15 protein-coding genes are annotated in these 21,852 nt (G+C 37.4%); 13 read left to right on the forward strand and 2 right to left on the reverse strand.

What is annotated here, in order from left to right; all coding sequences use genetic code 11:
- Positions 1–57 precede the first annotated feature (57 nt).
- Positions 58–831: a helix-turn-helix transcriptional regulator gene (locus GGQ92_RS08700; RefSeq protein WP_184247226.1), complete on the reverse strand. Its 774-nt coding sequence runs from the start codon at positions 829–831 to the stop codon at positions 58–60.
- Between the two features lie 212 nt (positions 832–1,043).
- Here GGQ92_RS08700 and GGQ92_RS08705 point away from each other — a divergent pair, with 212 nt between their 5' ends.
- The 7 genes from GGQ92_RS08705 (at position 1,044) to copZ (ending at position 7,489) form a co-directional block, all read left to right on the forward strand.
- Complete coding sequence (locus GGQ92_RS08705; protein WP_184247230.1) at positions 1,044–1,946, forward strand: ABC transporter ATP-binding protein; 903 nt, start codon at positions 1,044–1,046, stop codon at positions 1,944–1,946.
- Between the two features lie 15 nt (positions 1,947–1,961).
- Entirely contained in the window at positions 1,962–2,699 is a 738-nt protein-coding gene (locus GGQ92_RS08710) for an ABC transporter permease (protein ID WP_184247233.1), read from the forward strand.
- A 3-nt stretch (positions 2,700–2,702) separates the two neighbouring features.
- A complete protein-coding gene (locus GGQ92_RS08715) occupies positions 2,703–3,824 on the forward strand; it encodes a sensor histidine kinase (protein ID WP_343068801.1) in 1,122 nt (373 codons plus the stop codon).
- Positions 3,821–4,426, forward strand: coding sequence for a response regulator transcription factor (locus GGQ92_RS08720; protein WP_184247236.1), 606 nt, complete (start codon positions 3,821–3,823; stop codon positions 4,424–4,426). The genes GGQ92_RS08715 and GGQ92_RS08720 overlap by 4 nt, the downstream gene beginning before the upstream one ends.
- A gap of 126 nt (positions 4,427–4,552) precedes the next feature.
- Positions 4,553–4,855, forward strand: coding sequence for a metal-sensing transcriptional repressor (locus tag GGQ92_RS08725; RefSeq protein WP_184247239.1), 303 nt, complete (start codon positions 4,553–4,555; stop codon positions 4,853–4,855).
- A gap of 12 nt (positions 4,856–4,867) precedes the next feature.
- Entirely contained in the window at positions 4,868–7,252 is a 2,385-nt protein-coding gene (locus tag GGQ92_RS08730) for a heavy metal translocating P-type ATPase (RefSeq protein WP_184247243.1), read from the forward strand.
- 33 nt (positions 7,253–7,285) lie between these two features.
- Positions 7,286–7,489 carry a copper chaperone CopZ gene (copZ, locus tag GGQ92_RS08735; protein WP_184247246.1) on the forward strand — a complete coding sequence of 68 codons (204 nt, stop codon included), beginning with the start codon at positions 7,286–7,288 and terminating at the stop codon, positions 7,487–7,489.
- Between the two features lie 100 nt (positions 7,490–7,589).
- On the opposite strand, the gene GGQ92_RS08740 is transcribed toward copZ, so the two are convergent.
- Entirely contained in the window at positions 7,590–10,406 is a 2,817-nt protein-coding gene (locus tag GGQ92_RS08740) for an LPXTG cell wall anchor domain-containing protein (protein ID WP_184247249.1), read from the reverse strand.
- A 748-nt stretch (positions 10,407–11,154) separates the two neighbouring features.
- Between GGQ92_RS08740 and GGQ92_RS08745 the strand changes: the two genes are divergently transcribed.
- The 6 genes from GGQ92_RS08745 to essC all read left to right on the forward strand — a co-directional run bounded on the left by GGQ92_RS08745 (position 11,155) and on the right by essC (position 21,837).
- Positions 11,155–11,451, forward strand: coding sequence for a WXG100 family type VII secretion target (locus tag GGQ92_RS08745; protein ID WP_184247252.1), 297 nt, complete (start codon positions 11,155–11,157; stop codon positions 11,449–11,451).
- A gap of 164 nt (positions 11,452–11,615) precedes the next feature.
- The gene (gene esaA / locus GGQ92_RS08750; protein WP_184247255.1) at positions 11,616–15,206 is read left to right on the forward strand and encodes a type VII secretion protein EsaA; all 3,591 of its coding nucleotides are present in this window, start codon (positions 11,616–11,618) and stop codon (positions 15,204–15,206) included.
- Positions 15,196–15,696, forward strand: coding sequence for a type VII secretion protein EssA (essA, locus tag GGQ92_RS08755; protein WP_184247257.1), 501 nt, complete (start codon positions 15,196–15,198; stop codon positions 15,694–15,696). The genes esaA and essA overlap by 11 nt, the downstream gene beginning before the upstream one ends.
- A gap of 10 nt (positions 15,697–15,706) precedes the next feature.
- The gene (locus tag GGQ92_RS08760; protein ID WP_184247260.1) at positions 15,707–15,991 is read left to right on the forward strand and encodes an EsaB/YukD family protein; all 285 of its coding nucleotides are present in this window, start codon (positions 15,707–15,709) and stop codon (positions 15,989–15,991) included.
- Positions 15,992–15,996: 5 nt separating this feature from the next.
- Positions 15,997–17,298: a type VII secretion protein EssB gene (gene essB, locus GGQ92_RS08765; protein WP_184247263.1), complete on the forward strand. Its 1,302-nt coding sequence runs from the start codon at positions 15,997–15,999 to the stop codon at positions 17,296–17,298.
- An 81-nt stretch (positions 17,299–17,379) separates the two neighbouring features.
- Positions 17,380–21,837 carry a type VII secretion protein EssC gene (essC, locus tag GGQ92_RS08770; protein WP_425486394.1) on the forward strand — a complete coding sequence of 1,486 codons (4,458 nt, stop codon included), beginning with the start codon at positions 17,380–17,382 and terminating at the stop codon, positions 21,835–21,837.
- Positions 21,838–21,852: the final 15 nt, after the last annotated feature.

A 21,852-nucleotide genomic window follows, 5' to 3' on the forward strand; every position in this document is an offset into this window, starting at 1 on the left:
AACAGATGTTAGAATGACAAGCTATGGGAGGAGAATGTCCTCCCTATTTTTGTTGATTTAAAATGTCTCCACATATTGAGATTTTTGAAATTCCTTCGGTGTATTCCCCGTAATATGCTTGAATTGCCTACAAAAATGCTCTACATTTTGATACCCACACTGAGAAGCAATTTCTGCGATGCTTTGGTTGCTATGAATCAAGTATTCTTTCGCTAGACGAATTCGGTTAGCAATAACGTCATCCATACAGGAAACCCCGAACGTCTTTTTATAGATGCTCTGTAAGTAACCTGCACTAATGCTTAGTTGCTCTGCCATTTTTGAAACCGTCCAATAATCTCCCGGATTGTTTTGAATCATGGTGCGGATTTTCAACAGATTGTAATATTGTGGAGAGATATCACCATGGAAGTAAGATTCCAATAGCTTGTTGAATAATGTTTTTAATAAAAAGTCGATCGAGATTTCTTTATAATCTCGATTATAGTTATGTTCAATAGATAACAGCTCAAATAATTTGCGACAATAGTTAGGATCGTTTACGGAAAACGGAACACCGAATGGAAGTGGAGACTCCGTAATATAAGGTACGTCCGTTTCAAAGCGAATCCAATCATTGATAAACTGATCTCTTGAAGCCCTGTAATAAACTTTTTGTGGTGGACGGTAAATAATTGCACTGTGTGCGGGGTACTCCTTAGTTTCACCTTGCACCCAAAATTCAGAAGGCGTTTTTGTGATAACAATTAACCAATGATAGCCTTCAGGTACATCGACAACGAAATTGCTGTTGTGCTTCATATTGTGTTCAACGGAGTAAATATGTGTCATCTATATAAACCTCCTTTGTAAGCGTTATCCAAAAGAATTATAGCACATGTAAGAAAATACAAAGTGAGATGAAATGCTGAGGAGGATTCCTCTTCTTTTATATCTATATAATCCTATATGACAAATGTCATACGAAGTAATGACAACATCCACTGATAAAGTGGCATATCGATAACATATAATTAAGCTAACTAAATAAAGGAGCTGGTTCGATGGAGTCGATAGTTGAAATAAAAAAGTTAACTAAAAAATTCAAAAAAGAAAAAGCGGTAGATAATGCGTCCTTCTCCATTCAAAAGGGTGAAATTGTAGCCATTCTAGGTCCAAATGGAGCCGGGAAAACGACAACGATGTCTATGATGCTAGGGCTCTTACACCCAACTGAGGGGGAAACGTTGTTATTCGGGATGGATCCAAGGGAGAGAGCAGTTCGAGAAAAAATCGGTGTCATGCTTCAAGAAGTGAGCCTGATGGATACGATTAAAGTAAGAGAAATTATCCAATTGTTTCGAAGTTATTATCCAAATCCCCTTTCAATGGAAGAACTCATACGTTTAACAGGGTTAAAGAAAGAAGAGTTAAATAAGCGTACCGAAAAACTTTCTGGTGGTCAGAAACGTAGAGTCGGCTTTGCTCTCGCATTAGTCGGAAATCCTGATTTATTATTCTTTGATGAGCCAACAGTCGGAATGGATATTACTGCTCGGAAGTTGTTTTGGGATACGATTAATGAGCTTGCAGCAAAAGGGAAAACCATTATTTTTTCAACCCATTATTTACAAGAGGCAGACGATATAAGCGATCGAATTATTTTGTTCCATGAAGGAAGAGTTATTGCAGATGCGGAACCAGACCTCATCAAAAAACAGCTTACTAAGCAGTCTGTTTCCTTTATCACAGAGCATTCTATTTCAGAAAAGATGTTTCTTCAAGAAGCTTTTGTTACGGACGTATTTAAGAAGGATGAAAGAGTTCACGTTATAACGGATGATACGGATGCTGTACTACAAACAATATTTACTTCCAATTTAGATGTGAGTGATATTCGCGTAGAGAAAGGTCGTCTTGACGATGCTTTTTCACAATTAGTAGATACAGAAAAGGATGTAAGTTAGAGGAGGAGAAATTCTATGAAAATAGTTATCAACCAAAGTCGAATCGAAATGATTCGGGTATTAAGAAATCCATATTATTTATTTTGGTCCTTAGCTATGCCAATCGTTTTTTATATTGTTTTCACAAAAATATTTGATGTAGAAACTGCCGATAAAGAAGTTTGGGCTGCCCATTATTTAATGTCGATGACTGTTTTTAGTGTAATGGGGAGTTCGATAATGACGATGGGTATTCGTTTAGTGGAAGAACGTTCTCAAGGCTGGACGAGATACATGCGTGTAACGCCTTTATCGGACTTTCAATATTTCTCAGCAAAGATGTTTGGCCAAACGGTTGTCCATGTATGTTCTATAGTTGTCATATTTACAGCAGGAATCCTATTTAATGGCGTTCGATTGTCTATATTTGAATGGCTTTTCAGTGCTTCGTGGATCTTATTAGCATCCCTACCATTCCTAGCAATAGGATCATTAGTCGGCACCATGAAACGGGTAGATACTGCTATAGGGATTAGTAATGTGCTTTACCTATTATTAGCTGTCACAGGTGGCTTGTGGATGCCGATTGATGTATTGCCTAAAGTAATGCAAAACATCAGTATGTGGTTACCAGCCTACCATTTTGGAAATGGAGCATGGGAGATTGTTAGGGGTCAATTACCTGAGCTACAAAACATTTTAATATTAGTCGGTTATCTAGTTGTTTTCATGGTATTATCTATGTATATACGAAGAAAGCAGGATGTGGTGTAAGTAGTGAGAAATTTTCAACTCTTTCCTGAGAGATATGGCTTTTTACCGTACGTGTTCTTAGTTTATTTAGCAATGCCTATTTATTACGTATCTTTAGAAACAGGGGTAAAAGCATTCGTCGGTTATGCTCTCATACTTCTTTTCTTTATTAGTTATCGACAGTTATACTGGCTTCCGACTAATAAAAAATATTCTGTTTGGTTAGGTATTCAACTGGGTATTATTATTGCGCTAAGCATTGCTTATAATCCTTATCATTTATTTTTAGGCTTTTTCCCTGCGCATTTTATCGGTTATTACGAAGAGAAAAAGCATTTTAAGATAGCGCTTATAACATTTGCTATTACATTAGCGCTACCTACTATCTTATTAGGAATTATGCACTCGTTTATGAATATTTTATTCTTACTACCATTTTTAATAATTATGCTTATTTCCCCTTACGGAATACGCTCGATGAATGCACGTATGGCGTTAGAAGAAGAGTTGGAACAAGCGAATGAGCAAATTCGGCAATTAGTAAAAAGGGAGGAAAGAGTGAGAATTGCCCGAGACTTACACGACACATTAGGTCACACACTCTCACTTATCACGTTACAAAGCCAGCTAGTCCAACGGCTAGTTGAAAAACAGCCAGATCGAGCGAGAGAAGAGGCGAAGGGGATTGAACAAACCTCTCGTACAGCTCTTCGACAAGTACGTGAACTAGTATCAAATATGAGAGCCGTTCCAATTGAGGAAGGGTTAATGCATATGGAACAGATATTGCAAGCAGCAGATATTAAGTTAGAAGTAACCCAGCAGGAAGATATATCCGAAACTTCATCTGTTCAACAAAATATTATGAGCATGTGTTTAAAAGAAGCAGGGACGAATATCGTAAAGCATAGTCAAGCAACCTCTTGCTCTGTCGAGATACAGAACAGAAAGGGTTACATTTATATTACTGTAGAAGACAACGGAATTGGCATGCATATGAAAGAAAACAATGGTAATGGCATTCAAGGAATGAAGGAGAGACTTTCTTTAATAGAGGGTCAATTAGCCATCGTTAGCTCTAAGGAAGGAACAACATTGAAGTTTACGATACCAATGGTCCTGAAACAAGTGGAGATGGTTTTATGATTAGAATCGTTATCGCAGAAGATCAACGTATACTACGTGGAGCATTGAGTACCTTACTTGATTTCGAAGAAGATATGGAAATTGTAGGCGAAGCAGAGAATGGAGAAGACACGATTCACCTCATTCAGGAGAAACAACCTGACATTTGTTTAATGGATATAGAAATGCCAATCAAAAGTGGGCTAGAAGTGGCAGAGGAATTAAAAAAGATTGGTTCCTCATGTAGAGTAATTATTTTAACCACTTTTGCGAGACCAGGGTATTTCGAAAGAGCTGTGAAGGCAGGTGTGTACGGTTATCTTTTAAAAGATGGTTCGATTGAAGAACTTGCAGAATCGATAAGGCGAGTGATGGCTGGAAAGCGTGAATATGCTTCCGAACTTATTATAAGTTCTTATGAGGAGGATAATCCACTTACTGAAAGAGAACAAGAAATATTAGCATTGGCATCAGAAGGTATGACAGGAAAAGAAATCGCTGAGAGTCTATTCCTATCATCCGGGACGGTCCGTAACTATATATCTGAAATACTTCAAAAGCTACAAGTGAAAAATAAAATTGAAGCGATTGCGATTGCCAAAGATAAAGGCTGGCTTCCTTAATGAGAGACTTTTTCCATAATGGAAAAAGTTTTTTTTGAAAATAATAGGAGATAAATAAAACTTATGTTTTGACTTATATACTATAGGGGGGTATAGTATAAGTATAAAACGAAGGAAGTGATAACGATGGGTGACTTCTTACATGATCAGCCTATTAAGCCACGAACGGCCGATGAAAAACAAGCAGTTATTAATCGACTAAAACGAGTAGAAGGCCAAGTTAGAGGCATTCAAAAAATGGTTGAAGAAGACCGTTACTGTATGGATATACTTGTACAAATTCGCGCGATTCAGTCTGCATTACAACAAGTAGGATTTAGCGTAACGGAACGACATATTAAACATTGTGTTAAAGATGCGATCAATTCCGGTGAAGGAAATGAGACAATAGATGAACTTTTAACTGTCTTAAAACAATTCTCCAAATAAGGAGGTCTAACTATGAGTGCGAAAAACCAAACAACAATTGGTGTAACAGGGATGACCTGTGCGGCTTGTTCCACTCGAATTGAGAAAGTACTCAATAAAATGGACGGAGTAGAAGCACAAGTAAATTTAACAACAGAGAAAGCAACAATCGAGTATGATTCCGAAAAAGCGGGACTAGATACGATTACAGAAAAAATTGAAAATATGGGTTATGGCGTCCTCACAGAAAAAGCAGAGTTAGATATTACTGGAATGACGTGTGCTGCCTGTTCCACTCGAATCGAAAAAGTTTTAAATAAACAAGAAGGTGTGAAGGAAGCGGCTGTTAATTTAACAACCGAGAGCGCTATAATCGAATACAATCCAAGTGTAGTAGGTGAGAGCAATCTAATTAAGAAAATAAAAGATATTGGTTATGATGCAAAACCTAAGGCGGAGATGGAGGAAAAACAATCCTCTAAAGAAAAGCAATTACAGCATATGAAGACAAAATTAATTATTTCCGCCCTATTATCTGCACCATTATTAGTAACTATGCTTGTACATTTATTTAATATGGACATACCAGCTATATTTATGAATCCGTGGTTTCAGTTTGCGTTAGCAACTCCAGTTCAATTTATTATTGGATGGCAATTTTACGTAGGAGCATATAAAAACCTCCGTAATGGCGGAGCAAATATGGATGTTCTTGTTGCTGTAGGTACAAGTGCTGCCTATTTTTATAGTTTATATGAGGGTTTGAAAACAATAGGCAACCCAGCTTATAACCCGCACCTATACTTTGAAACGAGTGCTATTCTTATTACACTTATCTTATTTGGTAAATATTTAGAAACTAGAGCCAAAACACAAACTACAAATGCGATATCTAAGCTACTCCATTTGCAAGCAAAGGAAGCTCGTGTAATAAGAGACGGTGAGGAAATAATGCTTCCTATAGAAGAAGTAGTAGTAGGGGATCGTTTAATTGTGAAGCCAGGTGAAAAAATACCTGTTGATGGTATTGTGTCTAAAGGTAGGACTTCTATCGACGAATCAATGCTTACTGGAGAATCGATACCCATTGAAAAAAATACAGGGGACACAATTATTGGTTCAACGATTAACCAAAACGGTTCAATTGAAATGGAAGCTACAAAAGTAGGGAAAGATACTGCCCTAGCTTCCATTATAAAAATAGTAGAAGAAGCTCAAGGTTCCAAGGCTTCGATTCAACGATTAGCGGATGTCATTTCAAGCTATTTCGTTCCTATTGTAGTCGGAATTTCTATTGTTACATTTATTGTATGGATTTCATTTGTACAGCCTGGCCAATTTGAACCGGCCTTAATAGCTTCTATTGCTGTATTAGTCATTGCATGTCCATGTGCATTAGGCTTGGCAACACCAACATCGATTATGGTTGGTACAGGACGAGCGGCAGAAAGTGGTATTTTGTTTAAGGGTGGAGAACATCTAGAGAAAACCCATGAAATTGATACGATTGTGCTCGATAAAACAGGAACAATTACAAAAGGAAAACCAGAAGTAACGGACTATATAGGTGATGATGAAGCATTACAGTTATTAGTTAGCGCAGAAAAGTATTCAGAGCATCCTTTGGCAGATGCTATTGTCACTTATGGTAAGAATCATTCTATTTACTTATTAGAAATAGACGAGTTTGATGCGATACCTGGTCATGGTATTAAAGCTACAATTGATAACAAGCAGGTACTAATTGGTAATCGTAAGTTAATGAAGGATCATCAGATTTCTATCGAGGCTGTTGAACCGGATTTAAAGCAGTTTGAAATAGAAGGTAAAACAGCAATGATTATCGCTATTAATGGAGAATACCGTGGCATTGTTGCAGTTGCGGATACAATAAAAGAAACAGCACAAGAAGCAATTCAGCAATTGAAAGACTTAGGTATTGACGTAGTGATGCTAACAGGAGATAACGAAAGAACAGCACAAGCAATTGCGAGTCAGGTTGGTATTAATCATGTGGTTGCCCAAGTGCTTCCTGAGGAAAAAGCAGACAAAGTGAAGGAAATTCAGTTGCAAGGGAAAAAAGTTGCGATGGTTGGTGATGGTGTTAATGATGCTCCAGCACTTGTTGTTGCAGATGTTGGTATTGCGATTGGCACAGGAACAGAAGTAGCGATTGAAGCAGCAGATGTAACGATTCTAGGTGGAGAATTGTTACTGTTACCAAAGGCTATCAAAATGAGTCATGCCACCATACGAAACATCCGTCAAAATCTATTTTGGGCATTTGGGTATAATACAGCGGGGATTCCAATAGCTGCGATTGGTTTGTTAGCTCCTTGGATTGCGGGCGCAGCAATGGCACTAAGTTCTGTTAGTGTTGTAACGAATGCATTACGATTAAAACGAGTTAAAATATAGAATATGACACTTCATTTAAAGGAGGTGAGTAGCATGGAAAAAACATTAGATGTACAAGGCATGTCATGTGGCCATTGTAAAGCGTCTGTTGAAGGAGCCTTGAATAAATTAGACGGAGTAGAGGAAGCAGAAGCAAACGTAGCGACTGGAAAAGTAAACGTAACGTTTGATGAAGCAAAAGTAAACGAACAAGCACTCAAAGAGGCCATCGAGGAACAAGGTTATGATGTTCAATAACATACGATGTTATTTTAATAGAAAGCTTTAGCAAAAAAAATGGATCCACTCCCACGAAGGGATGGATCCATATCTATTATAAATCAATGACTTATCTTATCTACTTTGCTTGAGTAGATTTTTTTCGTTTAAAGCCAACAAACCCAAGTAAGGAACTAACTAATAATAAACCTCCACCCATTAATAAAAGATTATATGTTTGTGTAGCGGTGTTAGGCAGTTCATTATCTGATGATGCACTACTCTCACTTGAATCATCGTTGGAATCTCCATCATCACTCGTGTTTGTTTCTTCAGCAGTTTCGTCCTCATTTTCATCTGTTTCATCTGAATCAGATTCATCGGAATCCTCTGCTCCTTCTGAACTTTCAGGCTCTTCGTCGGAGTCCCCTGGCTCAGCGGGATCTTCTGAATCAACAGGATCCTCAGGGTCGGCCGGATTTTCTGGATCAGCCGGGTCCTCAGGGTCGGTTGGATCTTCAGGATCGGTTGGATCTTCTGGGTCAGTCGGATCTTCAGGATCAGTCGGGTCCTCAGGGTCGGTTGGATCTTCAGGATCAGTCGGGTCCTCAGGGTCGGTCGGATCTTCAGGGTCGGTTGGATCTTCAGGGTCGGTTGGATCTTCAGGGTCGGTTGGATCTTCAGGATCAGTCGGATCTTCTGGATCAACAGGCTCCTCAGGCTCTCCTGGCTCACCCGGCTCTGCAATAATATTATCTATCGTGATAACCTCTGTAATTTCATTTCCATTTACATCCCTTGCATAAACCGTATAGTCCCCATTCTCTGTTACTTCGAAGGATGGGTTATTAATATCAATCACATATCCTCCTGGCGGGGGTGCTAGTAGTTGAGCGGCAGCAAATAGGTTCGTTCCATTTTCGACTCTAAATGCTTCTACTGGTTGGTTACCTGGAAGCCATTTTAAAGCTTCAATCTCCGCTTCACTATCAATGTTAATCGTCACTATAACAGATTCTTCGGTTTCCTCAATTTCAGAAGGATCTAAAACTAATTCTATCGGCGTCTCTGCTGTATCTTCTACTGTAAAATCTATTTCTTCTACAACATTGGAATTCTCGCCTTTATCTCTTGCATTAATAACCAATGTATAATCACCGGGCGTTAAATCCTTTAAGCGGATAGTGAACGTCCCATCTTGGTTAAGTGTAGCAAGTTCTGCTTCCGTTATTGTTTCCGTTGTATTGTTTGTGAGTTCATATGGGACGAATAGATAATCATTCACATCATAGTTAATCCCATAAATGTCCTCCACTAAAGGTCCCCACTCAACAAATTTGTCAGTGATAGAACCAGAAAACTCTACATTTGATGAGTCTATTGTTTCATCGAAAGAGTTTAAATTAATTTCAGCTGGAGATTTTTTCACAAATAATGGTCCTGTTTCCACAGTGCCTGTATAGGAAACCTCGTCTGTCGTTGCTCCTAGTTCAACAGTATATATCCCTTCTGATAAGGAAGGTAATATTCCAGAATTCCAGTGCCAAGGAGTATAAGCTAGAGAAATACTAAATTTATGTTCTCCTGGTCCAGATGGAAACTGGGACCATTCAGGCCAAGATCCAAGAGTACCATCATTTAGATTTCCAGCGGTAGGATCCAATTCGTCAACAATTATCCCTGTAACGGTTACACTTTCCTCTAGATTAACAGTTAGACTAGATCCGGGTTTTTCATCACTAATAACATCGTTAGTAAGCGAAGGATTTTTAATTACTGACGATGCCTCAGGTGGTACATAATCTACCTGGAAGGTCATCGTTTTTTCAACACCTTCATTACCTAGGATATCATTCATTTTTAATGTAATTGTGTGTTCACCTGTAGTTAAGTAATATAAATTTATTTCGAATGTCCCGTCTTCTTTAATAAATACGTCATCCGACACTTTATTACCATTTGGTCGAGTTAATGTGTATTCTGCTTCAAATAAATCATCTACTCTAAATCGGCCACTTATTAATTCTCCTAGCTGCCGATTAAGATCTACAATTTTATCGTATACATTACCAGTGACTTGATATTGTTGTTGCTGGATGGTTTCTTCGATCGGATCAAATTCAAAATTGGTTTCAGTTGTTTTTGCAAAGAAGATACCAGAGTATCCGATATGCTTAGCATCCTCATCCAATAGAAAAATTCGATAGATACCTTCATCTAACTGTTGCTTGGTACCACTCAAAGAGGTGTACGTATCACCTATTGTAAATGTATGTTCACCAGCAGGATAATCATTGAAATCCTCTATATACCCGATGTATGAGCCGCTTGCTAAGTCAGCAATATACACACCGAATGTAGCATCGCGGTTTAAAATCGTTTTTAATTGTAGTTCGTCGATATACCCATCACCATTTGGCGAGTAAAAGTTACCGTTTAATTCGATTTCATCTACAATAGGTTCATTTGTTTCATTTTGGATAGCTGTGTCTGGTTCAGAAGTGGAAGATTCATCGACGCTTTCCTCTGAAGCGTTTTCTGAATCACTGGACTCTTCACTTTGATTTTCACTCTCCGCAACACTCTCTTGTTCCTCGACAATTTCGTTTTCAGTGTCTGTGTTTTCATCATTTTCAGAAGTAGTTTCTGAATTGACTCCATTTTCAGGATTATCCTCTAGCTTGGGTTCCTTTTCCAAATCTACTTCCTGTTCAGACGTGTTTCCTAGTTCCTCTTCGGCTGTTGGTTCTTTATCTAATGGTGGTTCATCTTGCGGTGTATTGGATGGTGTGGAAGGAATATCTGTTGGTGGGTTATTTTCTAGTTGTTCAGAGTTTTCTTCATTTAAAGTATCTTCTATGGTCTGTGCAGTCAAAATTGGGGAGAAAATAGAGCTAGCTAGAAGAAGGATGATAGCCCAGACCATCAAAGATTTAACACGATTTCCTTTTCGCAAATTCGTAACCTCCTTTATCTTATGAAAATATGAAATAGTAAACAAAACTCCCTTCCTTATAATGATAGAACTGAGCATTATGTGCCGAATAATCATCCATTACTGCCCAAGTTCATACTAATAGTAATCAAGTTAAATAGATTACTCAATACAATTTTGAAATTATGTAAAAAAATGAGAATAAAGTAACGGAACGTAACAAATAACATAGTAATATTGATTGATGAGTAAATATGATTAAGAATTTTTGACTGTGTAAATGGATGTTTTAATAAACGGAAAGTCATATATTGTAAAAAGAGAACGGTGAACATCAAGGAAAAAGCCAGTGACAGCAAAGGCTTTGATTTGCACATTAGTTTTTAGCAAAATGGAAAGTTAAAGCAATAGTGGGAGTAGTACAAATCACTCAATGCTCCCTTCGAATTATGCATTTCGCGGTACCTAGATTTATACCATTTTTAAAACTAGTAAAATATTAGGTAATAAAGAACTATTATCAATGATAAATAGACATAGAAAAAGGCTATAACCACTTCTTCTGAATGGAAGTATAGAAATCTTCCAACAGATAGATTGAAAGTCTTAGATTAAAAGACTTAAAAACAGCGTCATATCAATAGTTGGTAAGATAGTTCTGTTTTTTAGAAAAGCTAGAAAATTGGTTGACTTTGGTAACTGAAATCTTCTAATCTAAGTTAAGAAAGCTTTAAACAACCTAAACAATTGTAAAAGGGAGATGAAATTTATGGCAGGACAAATTCGTATGTCGCCTGAAGAACTTAAAGCAAGAGCCAAAGTTTATGGTCAAGGATCTGATCAAATTGTTGATGTATTAAACAAATTAACGAATCTACAAGACCAGCTACGCGGTGAGTGGGAAGGTCGCGCATTTGAACGCTTTGATGATCAGTTTAGAGAATTGACACCAAAAGTGGAGAACTTCTCACAACTACTTCAAGAAATTCAAGTACAGCTTGAAAAAACAGCTCAAGCAATGCAAGAACAAGACGAAGCACTTTCTCAAAACTTTGGTTTACGCTAAGAAATTTTAGAAAACATATGCAATCCGAAGTGTTTTGCATTAGTGCTAATGTATGGGCTACACGATGATTTGTATTGTGTAGCCTATCTATTTATACTGCCCTTTTTATTCTTATCCCTTATTTATTACGTAAGAATAGATGTGAGAATTGTAGGAGATGAAAAATGAAGAAGACATTCATTAAATTGCCATTATTTTTGTTGTTTATATTCGGACTAATACTCGGTTTATCTTATCTATCGTTGGACCAGCCAACTACATCTACAGTAGAGCAAACGAATAATGATATGTCAATCGCGCTTGTAAATGAAGACGAAGGGGCGATTTTTAATGATGAACAATTAGATTTTGGTAATACGTTTGTCCAAAGTCTAAATCATAATTATAATCATGAATGGTTTGTTGTAAGTAGAGGTGTGGCAGAAAACGGGCTACAAAATAATACATACGACATGATGATCATTATCCCTAAGGATTTTACTAGAAAAGCTTTATCGATTGATTCCGATACACCTGAACAAGTAGAGCTTACCTATAAAATCAATGCTGCAGATAGTGAAGCGGTGAGAGCACAAGCTGAGGAAACGGCAAGTACTATATTAAACGATTTTAATAGAAGAATTATTGATGTGTATTTTGCTAGTATTATTGGAAACTTACAAAATGCCCAGGATAACGTGGCGAAAATTGTAGAAGACTACGAAGGATTGACGAATACTTACAGAAGTTCCGTTCACGATCCGCTATCAGGATATACTGGCCAATTCGGTCTAATCAAAAGTAATACTGAATTATCAAAGGATAGCTTTAGTGGTTTTGAAAACACACTAGATTCTTATGAATCAACTTTAACCGAACAAATAGACAGTTTCGACCAATATCAATCAAATATTGGGGATGTACAAGATACAAAACAATCTAACAGTGTTATGAATCAAGATTTTGCTGAGAAGTTAGGCGCCTTTCAATCCGTTTTAAACCATCAAGATGTGAATAACACACTTAGTAATTTAGAAGATTTTAATACGTTTATTAACTTTCAATTTCAAAAGAGTGAAGAAGAAGGCGAGCAACTTAATAATATTGCCTTCCATTCCAATGTTTTGCAACATCGTCTTAATGAGGCTTTAGAGGCTTTAAAACAAGATGAGGAAGCCTTTGATATAGAATTGATTAATCAGGGGATTAGAGAACGTCTAGCTGTAATGGTAGAAGAAGCGTTCGATGGTCAAGACCAAGTAACACTCTTATTAGAATCTCAACAAAAGAGAGGTCAGGAAAGAATCGAACAGCTTATAGCGAATCTTCCGACTCTTAATAAGGAATTATTCGATGATAGCTATCTCTCTCCTAACATGACGAGAGAAATTAATAACGTTATCGATGTTACTAGGAAATACAATGAAGAATTTAGAAATGTATGGCCTAGAAACGATGATGTCATTTTACCAGAGTACATTGATGAGCTAAAAGAGAACCTTTATAAGAATGGTTATACGATGACAGATACGGTAGAGCTTCCAGAGTCAGAGTTAGAGGAACCAATGAGACAGCTACAAATCTTAAACATACCAGAAGGCTTCAACATCGATCTTGTTTCCATTAAGATTAATGATGAAGAAAGAGTCTATAGAGATTATCAAGAAAATGAAACAATCGATCTATCAGAATACCCTCATGGATTATTCACCATTTCCTTAACATTAAAGCTGAAAGAAGATTATTTGGATCAACCGATTGATATTTATGAAATGAAGCAATGGGAATGGAAGCTACAGCAATTGGAGCCAGTACCTGAGGATGAAGAAGATGATGAGGACAAGGAAAACGACATCAATCCACCACGAGAAGAGAATAAGGGTAACTTGCCAACGATAGCTACTACCCAAGCTACTTCAGGTGGAGACTCTTCTAATGTAACGGAAGAAGGTAACGATGGAGATGCAAACGATCAACCAAATGAAGAAGGAACTCCTGTAGAGGATGAGGAAAGTACTAAGGGTGAAAATACAGACGAAGCACCTGAAAATGAAACACCTGTAGATGGAGAAACACAACCTACAGATGGCGATACACCAGAGAATCCTAGTGATGAGACTCCAAGTGAAGATGGAGGAAATTCAGGAGACGGTGAAGATAATGCTGGCGATGGTGAAGGGACTGGGGAAGAAACACCTGGTGACGGTGATGATAACGAAGGAGACAATGGCGGAGAAGAAGATAGTACTCCTCCACTCTTAGAGGTTATTGTAGAAAAGGATATTCATCATCACCACCATCATCATTATATTCATCATAAAGTAACGTCACCGATGATTGACGAGGCGACAGAAGATTTAGTGAAAGTAGTGGAAGACACTGTTGCGCCATACCAAAAACTACTTTCCACATATGAAGCTTATTTTGGAGTTTCTCTATCATGTCACGGAGACATTGCTGACTGCGGAACAGTAAAAGCGGATGTTCCACTTAAAGATATGATTACTAATGATTCTTTATATGCTCTTTTCCAAAAGGATATTGGTGAGCTTCTAACTGACTACATCGCTGATCAAGTTATAGTGGATGTGCATGCAGAAATAAGAAGTCCATTAAGAAATTATGAAATGAAATTAAGAGACCAACAAAGGTTTATTGATCAAACATTAGCACAATCCAATCAATTAGCAGAGAAAGTAGTTAATACTAGAAATGCTGCACAAGAACTAAATACGAATCTTGCACAATTGCTTACAGATGTTGCAGCTTGGCGAGATCAAGCAATGGCTTTAGCGGAGGACCAGGGCGTCATTCTATCTAATTTAGAAGAAGAACAGACGATGGTAATGTCTCTAAATGAAGGTTTTCAACCGCTCTTACATCAGAGTCAATCGCTCAAAGAACAAGCATCAAGTAATTTGAATGAAGCGGATATGGTTTACCAAACATTCGATCGGATTGATGAGCAGGCAAATGACATTCAAGAAAGTGGTTCTAGTATTGTTCAGCAAGCTGAAACACTAGCAAATAACATGACGAATAAATTAATGACAGATCAAGAGTTCGCAGAGAATTTTACAACAGTAATGGCAAACAGTCGTATTGGTGAGAGACAGAATGAAGACTTATATGATTTCTTATCGAATCCAGTACAAACAAAGAATGAAGGAGTTATCATAGAAACAAATAATTTCTCTCCTTACTTCCTTGTCTTAATTAGCGCACTGGTAGCTTTATTTACAGGATATGGAATCTCAACGTTTAATCAAAAACGTACAGAGGATGATTTTGAACAAGAACAATCCTTAGTAGCCAAAAATTCGTTAATGACTGCTATTACTGGTACAGTAGGGATTATGGAAGGTATTTTACTTGGATTAGTGTCTGGTTATTTACTTCAAATTGAAGGTGGACGTCTCCTAATTTGGACACTATTAATGATATTAATTATGGTTAGCTCTGTTTTAGTTGCTACGTACTTGTTAAGACAGCTGGAGATGATAGGAATGTTTATCCTCTTATCCATTATTAGTATGTACCTATTTTTAACAGATGCTCTTTCAAACAGTATTGCAGGAGTAAGTGCATGGAGAGATTTCTCACCATTACATTATGTCGAAAGATTAATGCGACGAGCAGTTCAAGCATCTGCTGACTATGGCTTAATTGTTCTAGGGTTAATATTAGTAACACTTATTGCCGTTGTCGCTAACTTATTAGTAGTATCACGACGAAATGCGAACAGAAAAACAGAGGATGAGACGGATGTTGCTTAAGATAGTAAGCAGAACCATCTTGTTAAGTACCTGCTTTCTTCTGTTGATGCCAACATTGGCATCAGCAGAAGACAAAGCAGAGACAAACAATAGTAGTAATGAAATTAGTGGAAAAATGAATTGGAAGATTGATAGAGTTATAAAGAGAGACGCTAATCGTAATAAAACAGAGACAGAACTGGAGAAGAGTTTTCCAGAGCTTTTTAAAGTAGAGACAACAACTACGATTCATCAAGTGAAGGAAAAGAACCAGGAGTCGATTGAGGATTTGAAAAAACAGCTCTTTACTACAGATATTAATAGCTCAGCAACTATAGAAGAAACAAAAAAGATACTATTTAATGCAGACTATGTGGCTCCGAGAACCGCTGATACAGAGGAAGAGGAGGACACATCTGGTAGTTCACCAATTTTAATGATTAGTTTAGCGACGTTAGCTTGTGTTGTAAGTGGAGCTGTCTTTTTATTATTTCAGCGACTTACCGGTTAGGAGTGGAAACATGAAAAAAAACAGTCATATCAATGTAACCATACATTTCGAGCAAGCTGACGCAGAAACGAGCTATGACTTACGCATTCCTGTTCATATATCGATAAAACAACTGTTGCTGGATCTAATGGAAACCCTCCACATAAGTAATCCAGAGCAATACCAAACTGTTTTAAAGGTTAAAACCAAAGGTATGATTCTTGCCGATGATGATATATTGGCGGATTTCCCTGTAACGAATGGAGATATACTGACCGTATTGTCAAAAGAGGCGAATAGAGTGAAGAAGGGGTAAGCAGAATGGAAGAAAAAAAGATAGAACTCCAAAACCTATCCTTAACCTTTACAATAGAAGGTGATACGAGGGTAGTTCGATTACCAAAATCGCAAACGCAAATTAAAGACTCTCAGCAAACCCGTATGCTTACTGCTGTAAGTGGAGAATCTTTTGTACCACTAACTGTGAAAGAAGAAGGAGACGCGTTCGAATTTTCCTTTGAAGTGGATCGAGGACTAACTACTTGGAAACAGTTAAGCGAATTACATCGACATGAACAATTACGGTTACTATATAATATCTCTCGATTAGTAAAACTTCTCCAATCTCGGATTACATTCTTTCTTCATCCTGATAATGTAGTTTTTGATGATAATTTGCAACCCCTCATCATTTATCGAGGAATAAGAAACGTAATACCTCCATTTGAGATGGAGGATGAAGAATTCTTAAAGCAATTGAAATGTTATAGTATCGCTCTCTTATCGAAAAAGTTTACGTTTGATCAGTTATACAATGGTTCGATTCACCATGCGAAGGAAACAGAATTCGAGAGACAGGTTCGAAGTAAAGAGAGTATCAATGAATTAATCGATTATTTGGAAAAGAGTTATCAAGCAGAACAGAAAAAAACGAAAAAGACGATGCAACTCCTACCAACTAAACGATTTACACTATATAAGCGTTTAGCCATATCTTTTATGATTGCATCGGTTTTATTAGCTGCTCCGCTTATTTATTTAGGAATCGTGAGTCTTCCTTATCAACAAAGCTTACTTAAAGCGCACGAGGAATATTTAATTTCTAATTATGATGGGGTTATTACTACGTTAAACGGTGAAAATGCGGAAAAGATGCCGAAATCTTCAAAATACATTTTAGCTCATTCCTACTTACTCGCAGAGCCATTAGCTGAAAGCGATAAGGATGTTATTTTAAATAATCTTAATTTAAATAGTGATAGCAATTATCTACTTTATTGGATTTATAATGGACGTGGGGAATTTGAGGAAGCAATGGAGAAAGCGAAGTATCTTGATGATCCGCAATTGATTATGTATGGGTTAATTAAGCAAATTGAGGCAGCGAAAAACAACCCAAAATTAAGTGGCTCTGAACGAGATGATATGGTGAACAATCTACAACAAGAATTAAACAAATACCGTGAAGATTATCAACTCGATGGCGAAGAGCCAGAAGATATGAACTTTGAGGATTCCGAGCAGAATACGGATAGTCAAATTGGCGGTTCGATAGAAGAACAAACAGGCTCTAGTAATATAGAGCAAAATACGACAGAAGAAAGTAACAATGAAGAAGAATAGAGATTAACGATCGAACGTAGTACCGATAGAATTATTGAAAGTACTACAGGGGTTCTGTTTTTAGAGAGGGAGAATGAGATGATTTTAAAAACACTAATGGTCACATACGGTAATCAATCTCATAAATATGGACTACAGAAGAGTTTACAGAAAGAAATATCGGTTGGTAGCCATCAATCACATGCGATAACCTTTCCCTCCATTTATGAAACGATCAAGGTGAATTGGGATGGGGAGTCGTGTTTCGTTAATGGCCAACTATTAGAAAGTCATATTCGTCTTATGTTAGCCGATGGGGAGGCTATTCATTTTTATTTAATGGATGCTCAGGAGCTACATATGATGGACACAGCAGGAAAGGATTACTTCTCTATCGGTCCGTATTCCTATGATGACATAGTAATAGAAAATTGTAAGGCAAGTCTATTTCTATTCCGTGAATCCATTGATGGCTGCTTTAAACTCGAAGTCTATGAAGGAGATGTTTATGTAAATCATTCCTTAACGAAAGGTAATTGCGCGGTAGAGGCAGGGGACCAGCTCTTTTTTGATGGAATAGGAATTATTATTCATAGAGAAATGATAGAGATCATGCCTTCAGGTAGAACGGTTTCTTCATCGTTTGTAGCTATTCCAGTAAAAGAAAATGACTTTGGACCAGATTATCCGAACTACCATCGTTCTCCAAGAATTATTTACAGGGAACCAGAAGATAAGCGTGTAATTGGCACACCAGCTCCAAAACCGACAAAGCCAAGTGAACAATTAGCAAGAACAATTGTCCCACCGCTTGTTATGATTCTAGCGTTAGGGTTAATATCTCTTCTACAGCCTAGAGGGATTTACATTATTGTGATGCTAGCTATGACAGTAACGACCGTTATTTTTTCCGTTACTTCTTATATTAAAAGTGTGAAAAAATATAAGGCGGATATGATTCACCGTGAAAAAACATATCTAGCTTATATTCAACGGAAAACGAAAGAATTGCACGAGGCTATAGAAGAACAAAGACATGCTCTCACGTATCATTATCCTGACGTAGAAGAAATTCGTGAAATGGTATTAACGATTAATGCACGTATTTATGAAAAAACAAGATATCACCATGATTTTTTAACGTTCCGTGCTGGTTTAGGAACGGTAGATACGAGTTTTGAGATTGAATTTAGAGAAGAAGAATACTCCCAAGAGGAAGATGAATTAATCGATGCAGCGAAAGAGTTGCGTTCTTTCTTTAATGAATTAGAGAATGTTCCAGTGATTACCTCACTGACAAATGGTCCGCTTGGCTTTATTGGCCAGCGAGAACTTGTTCGAGAACAACTCCAGTTATTAGTTATGCAAATTGCCTTATTCCATAGTTACCATGACGTACAGTTCATCAATATTTTTCCTGAGGAAGAAAAGGAAGACTGGAACTGGATGAGGTGGCTTCCACATGCAAGCTTACAAGAGTTGAACGTACGTGGCTTTGTCTACCATGAACGCTCTAGAGACCAAGTTTTGCATTCTATGTATCAAGTATTAAAAGAGCGAAAACAACACCTTGAAGAAAAAGGTAATAGAAACGAGAAAATATTCTTTTCGCCCCATTATGTCATTCTCATAACGGAAGAAAAGTTAATAATAGACCATATCATTATGGAATTCTTTAATGAAGATCCTAGTGAATTAGGTGTTTCCCTTGTATTTGTTCAAGATGTAATGCAATCTTTACCAGAGCACGTTAGAACGGTTGTAGATATTCGTGATTCTAAGAGCGGTAATATTATTCTAGAAAAAGGGGAATTGGTAAATAAAAGATTCACACCAGACCATTTCCCAGTACATTTTAACAAAGAAGACATCTCTCGTGGATTAGCGCCACTTCACCATTTGCAAAGCTTAAAAAATTCGATACCCGAAAGTGTCACTTTTTTAGAAATGTACAATGTTGAAAAGGTAGAGAATTTACAGATAGCGAGTCGTTGGGCACAAAATGAAACATATAAGACAATGGCCGTTCCATTAGGGTTAAGAGGTAAGGATGACATTGTTCAATTAAACCTTCATGAAAAAGCACATGGACCACACGGGCTAGTGGCTGGTACGACAGGTTCTGGTAAATCAGAAATCATTCAATCTTACATTCTATCGCTTGCTGTTAACTTCCATCCTTACGAGGTTGCATTTCTTCTTATTGATTATAAAGGTGGGGGAATGGCGAATTTATTCAAAGAATTACCGCACCTTCTAGGAACTATTACGAACCTAGATCGTACACAGGCTATGAGAGCATTAGCTTCCATAAAAGCTGAATTGCAAAAAAGACAACGATTGTTTGGGGAACATGACGTGAACCATATCAATCAGTATCAGAAGCTCTATAAGCAGGGTAAGGTCTCGGAAGCAATGCCACATTTATTCTTGATATCGGATGAATTTGCTGAATTGAAATCGGAGCAACCAGATTTCATGAAAGAACTAGTATCGACAGCGAGAATAGGTCGTTCATTAGGGATTCATTTGATCTTAGCGACACAAAAACCAAGCGGTGTTGTAGATGATCAAATCTGGTCTAACTCTAAATTTAAGCTGGCATTAAAGGTACAAAATGCGAGTGATTCGAATGAAGTTTTAAAGACTCCGGATGCTGCAGAGATTACGTTACCAGGTCGTGCGTATCTTCAAGTAGGAAATAATGAGATATACGAGTTATTTCAAAGTGCATGGAGTGGAGCAGACTATGTACCAGATAAGAATGAACATGAGTATGTGGATACAACCATTTATGCAATAAATGAATTGGGACAATACGATATTCTTTCGGAGGATCTTAGTGGATTAGATAAGAAAGAGGAAGTGGAAAGTGTTCCTACTGAATTAGACGCAGTAATCCAGCATATACACGACTATGCACAAACAGCACAAATTGAACCTTTACCACGACCATGGTTACCACCTTTACCGGAGCAGATTTTCCTATCAAATATTCATCCTGTTTCCTTTAAAGAGGCATGGCAGCAACCTAAAGAGCATTTACAAACAACCATAGGTTTACTTGACCAGCCAGAATTACAAGAACAGAACCCACTAACGTTAGATTTAACAGAGGATGGACATATTGTAACCTTTGCAAGTCCTCAATATGGAAAGTCTACCTTCTTACAATCGTTAGTCATGGACTTAACAAGACAACATCATCCAGGCCATCTACATGTTTACTTGCTTGATTTTGGCACGAATGGATTACTACCGTTAAAAGGCCTACCACACGTAGCGGATACGATTCTGTTGGATGAATTAGAGAAGATGGGCAAATGGATACGCATTATTACGAATGTGGTGAAAGAACGTAAGCGAAAATTAAGTAAATATAGCGCAGCTGACATCGAGATGTACGAAAAGATAAGTGGAGAAACTGTGCCTAATATTCTCATCGTTATCGACAATTATGACTCTGTAAGAGAAGCAGATTTTAGCGATGAACTAGAACGAATTATTACTCAGATTGCTCGTGAAGGGGCAAGTATTGGGATTCACCTTGCGATTAGTGCCGGACGCCAAACAGCTATGAGAATGCCATTATTATCTAATATTAAATTACAGATGGCGTTATACTTGATTGATGAATCGGAGGCAAGGTCTATTGTCGGTAAGACGGATATAACTGCTGAGGAGTTACCAGGAAGAGGGCTGATGAAACTGGAAGAACCAACCCTTCTTCAAATTGCTCTTCCTGCTGTGGGCGAAGATGTAATCGAACAGCTGGAAAACTTGAAACAAGAAGCAGATGAAATGAGGAAGGAATGGAAAGGTGAGTTACCGAAGCCAATTCCGATTGTGCCAGATGTGCTCTTTTATCATGAATTTATGAAATTGCCGCATTCGTCAACTCTGTTGAGTGAAGGGAAATTACCATTTGGTGTAGATTTCGAAGACGTTATGCCGATTACATTTACGAATCCTACTCATATTTTCGTTGGTTCAACTGATGTTTTTAAGACGTATGAAGTGTTTCGTCTATTATTCCAAACATTAAAAACACAACTTGATAGTAGTATTATTGATGAATTGATATACTTTGAAGACAAAGCAGGTACGTTAGAGGATTATAAAGAAGATATCGATTGCTACTTATCTGGAACAAGTGAAAAGGAATCAATGGTTGATAATATATACCAAGTATTAAAGGCTAGAAAAGACATACCAAAAGAAGAGTATCAACCAATCTATCTACTTATGCCAGATTGTGTTGGATATGATGAAGAGTGGACAGACGAAAGTATAGATAAACTTACTACCCTGCTAGAAGAAGGGGACAGATATAAGATTTTCTGTGTAGTAGGGGATGCTTTCGACAAGTTATCTCGTAGCTTTAGCCAACATGCTAGTGTAATAAAGAAAATAAAAAATGTGATTTCCTTATCAAAAGTAAATGATCAATCCGTGTTTACCGTAAATAATATTGGATATCGTGAAGGACAGCTTGGAGATAGCGAAGGGTACCTTATTGAGAATGAGCAGGCTGTCAAAATTAAGCTACCAAAAGCTTAAGTTACATGAGGTGGA

Origin of the sequence: Gracilibacillus halotolerans (assembly GCF_014206945.1) — a bacterium.
Classification (GTDB): Bacteria; Bacillota; Bacilli; order Bacillales; family Amphibacillaceae; genus Gracilibacillus; species Gracilibacillus halotolerans.

Bases quoted from the DNA above. Each gene is read 5' to 3' on its own strand.
- GGQ92_RS08760 (WP_184247260.1), top strand. From the start codon at position 15,707: ATGAAAAAAAACAGTCATATCAATGTAACCATACATTTCGAGCAAGCT.
- esaA (WP_184247255.1), top strand. From the start codon at position 11,616: ATGAAGAAGACATTCATTAAATTGCCATTATTTTTGTTGTTTATATTC.
- GGQ92_RS08720 (WP_184247236.1), top strand. From the start codon at position 3,821: ATGATTAGAATCGTTATCGCAGAAGATCAACGTATACTACGTGGAGCA.
- GGQ92_RS08730 (WP_184247243.1), top strand. From the start codon at position 4,868: ATGAGTGCGAAAAACCAAACAACAATTGGTGTAACAGGGATGACCTGT.
- GGQ92_RS08710 (WP_184247233.1), top strand. From the start codon at position 1,962: ATGAAAATAGTTATCAACCAAAGTCGAATCGAAATGATTCGGGTATTA.
- essA (WP_184247257.1), top strand. From the start codon at position 15,196: ATGTTGCTTAAGATAGTAAGCAGAACCATCTTGTTAAGTACCTGCTTT.
- essB (WP_184247263.1), top strand. From the start codon at position 15,997: ATGGAAGAAAAAAAGATAGAACTCCAAAACCTATCCTTAACCTTTACA.
- GGQ92_RS08745 (WP_184247252.1), top strand. From the start codon at position 11,155: ATGGCAGGACAAATTCGTATGTCGCCTGAAGAACTTAAAGCAAGAGCC.
- GGQ92_RS08700 (WP_184247226.1), bottom strand. From the start codon at position 831: ATGACACATATTTACTCCGTTGAACACAATATGAAGCACAACAGCAAT.
- GGQ92_RS08705 (WP_184247230.1), top strand. From the start codon at position 1,044: ATGGAGTCGATAGTTGAAATAAAAAAGTTAACTAAAAAATTCAAAAAA.
- GGQ92_RS08725 (WP_184247239.1), top strand. From the start codon at position 4,553: ATGGGTGACTTCTTACATGATCAGCCTATTAAGCCACGAACGGCCGAT.
- copZ (WP_184247246.1), top strand. From the start codon at position 7,286: ATGGAAAAAACATTAGATGTACAAGGCATGTCATGTGGCCATTGTAAA.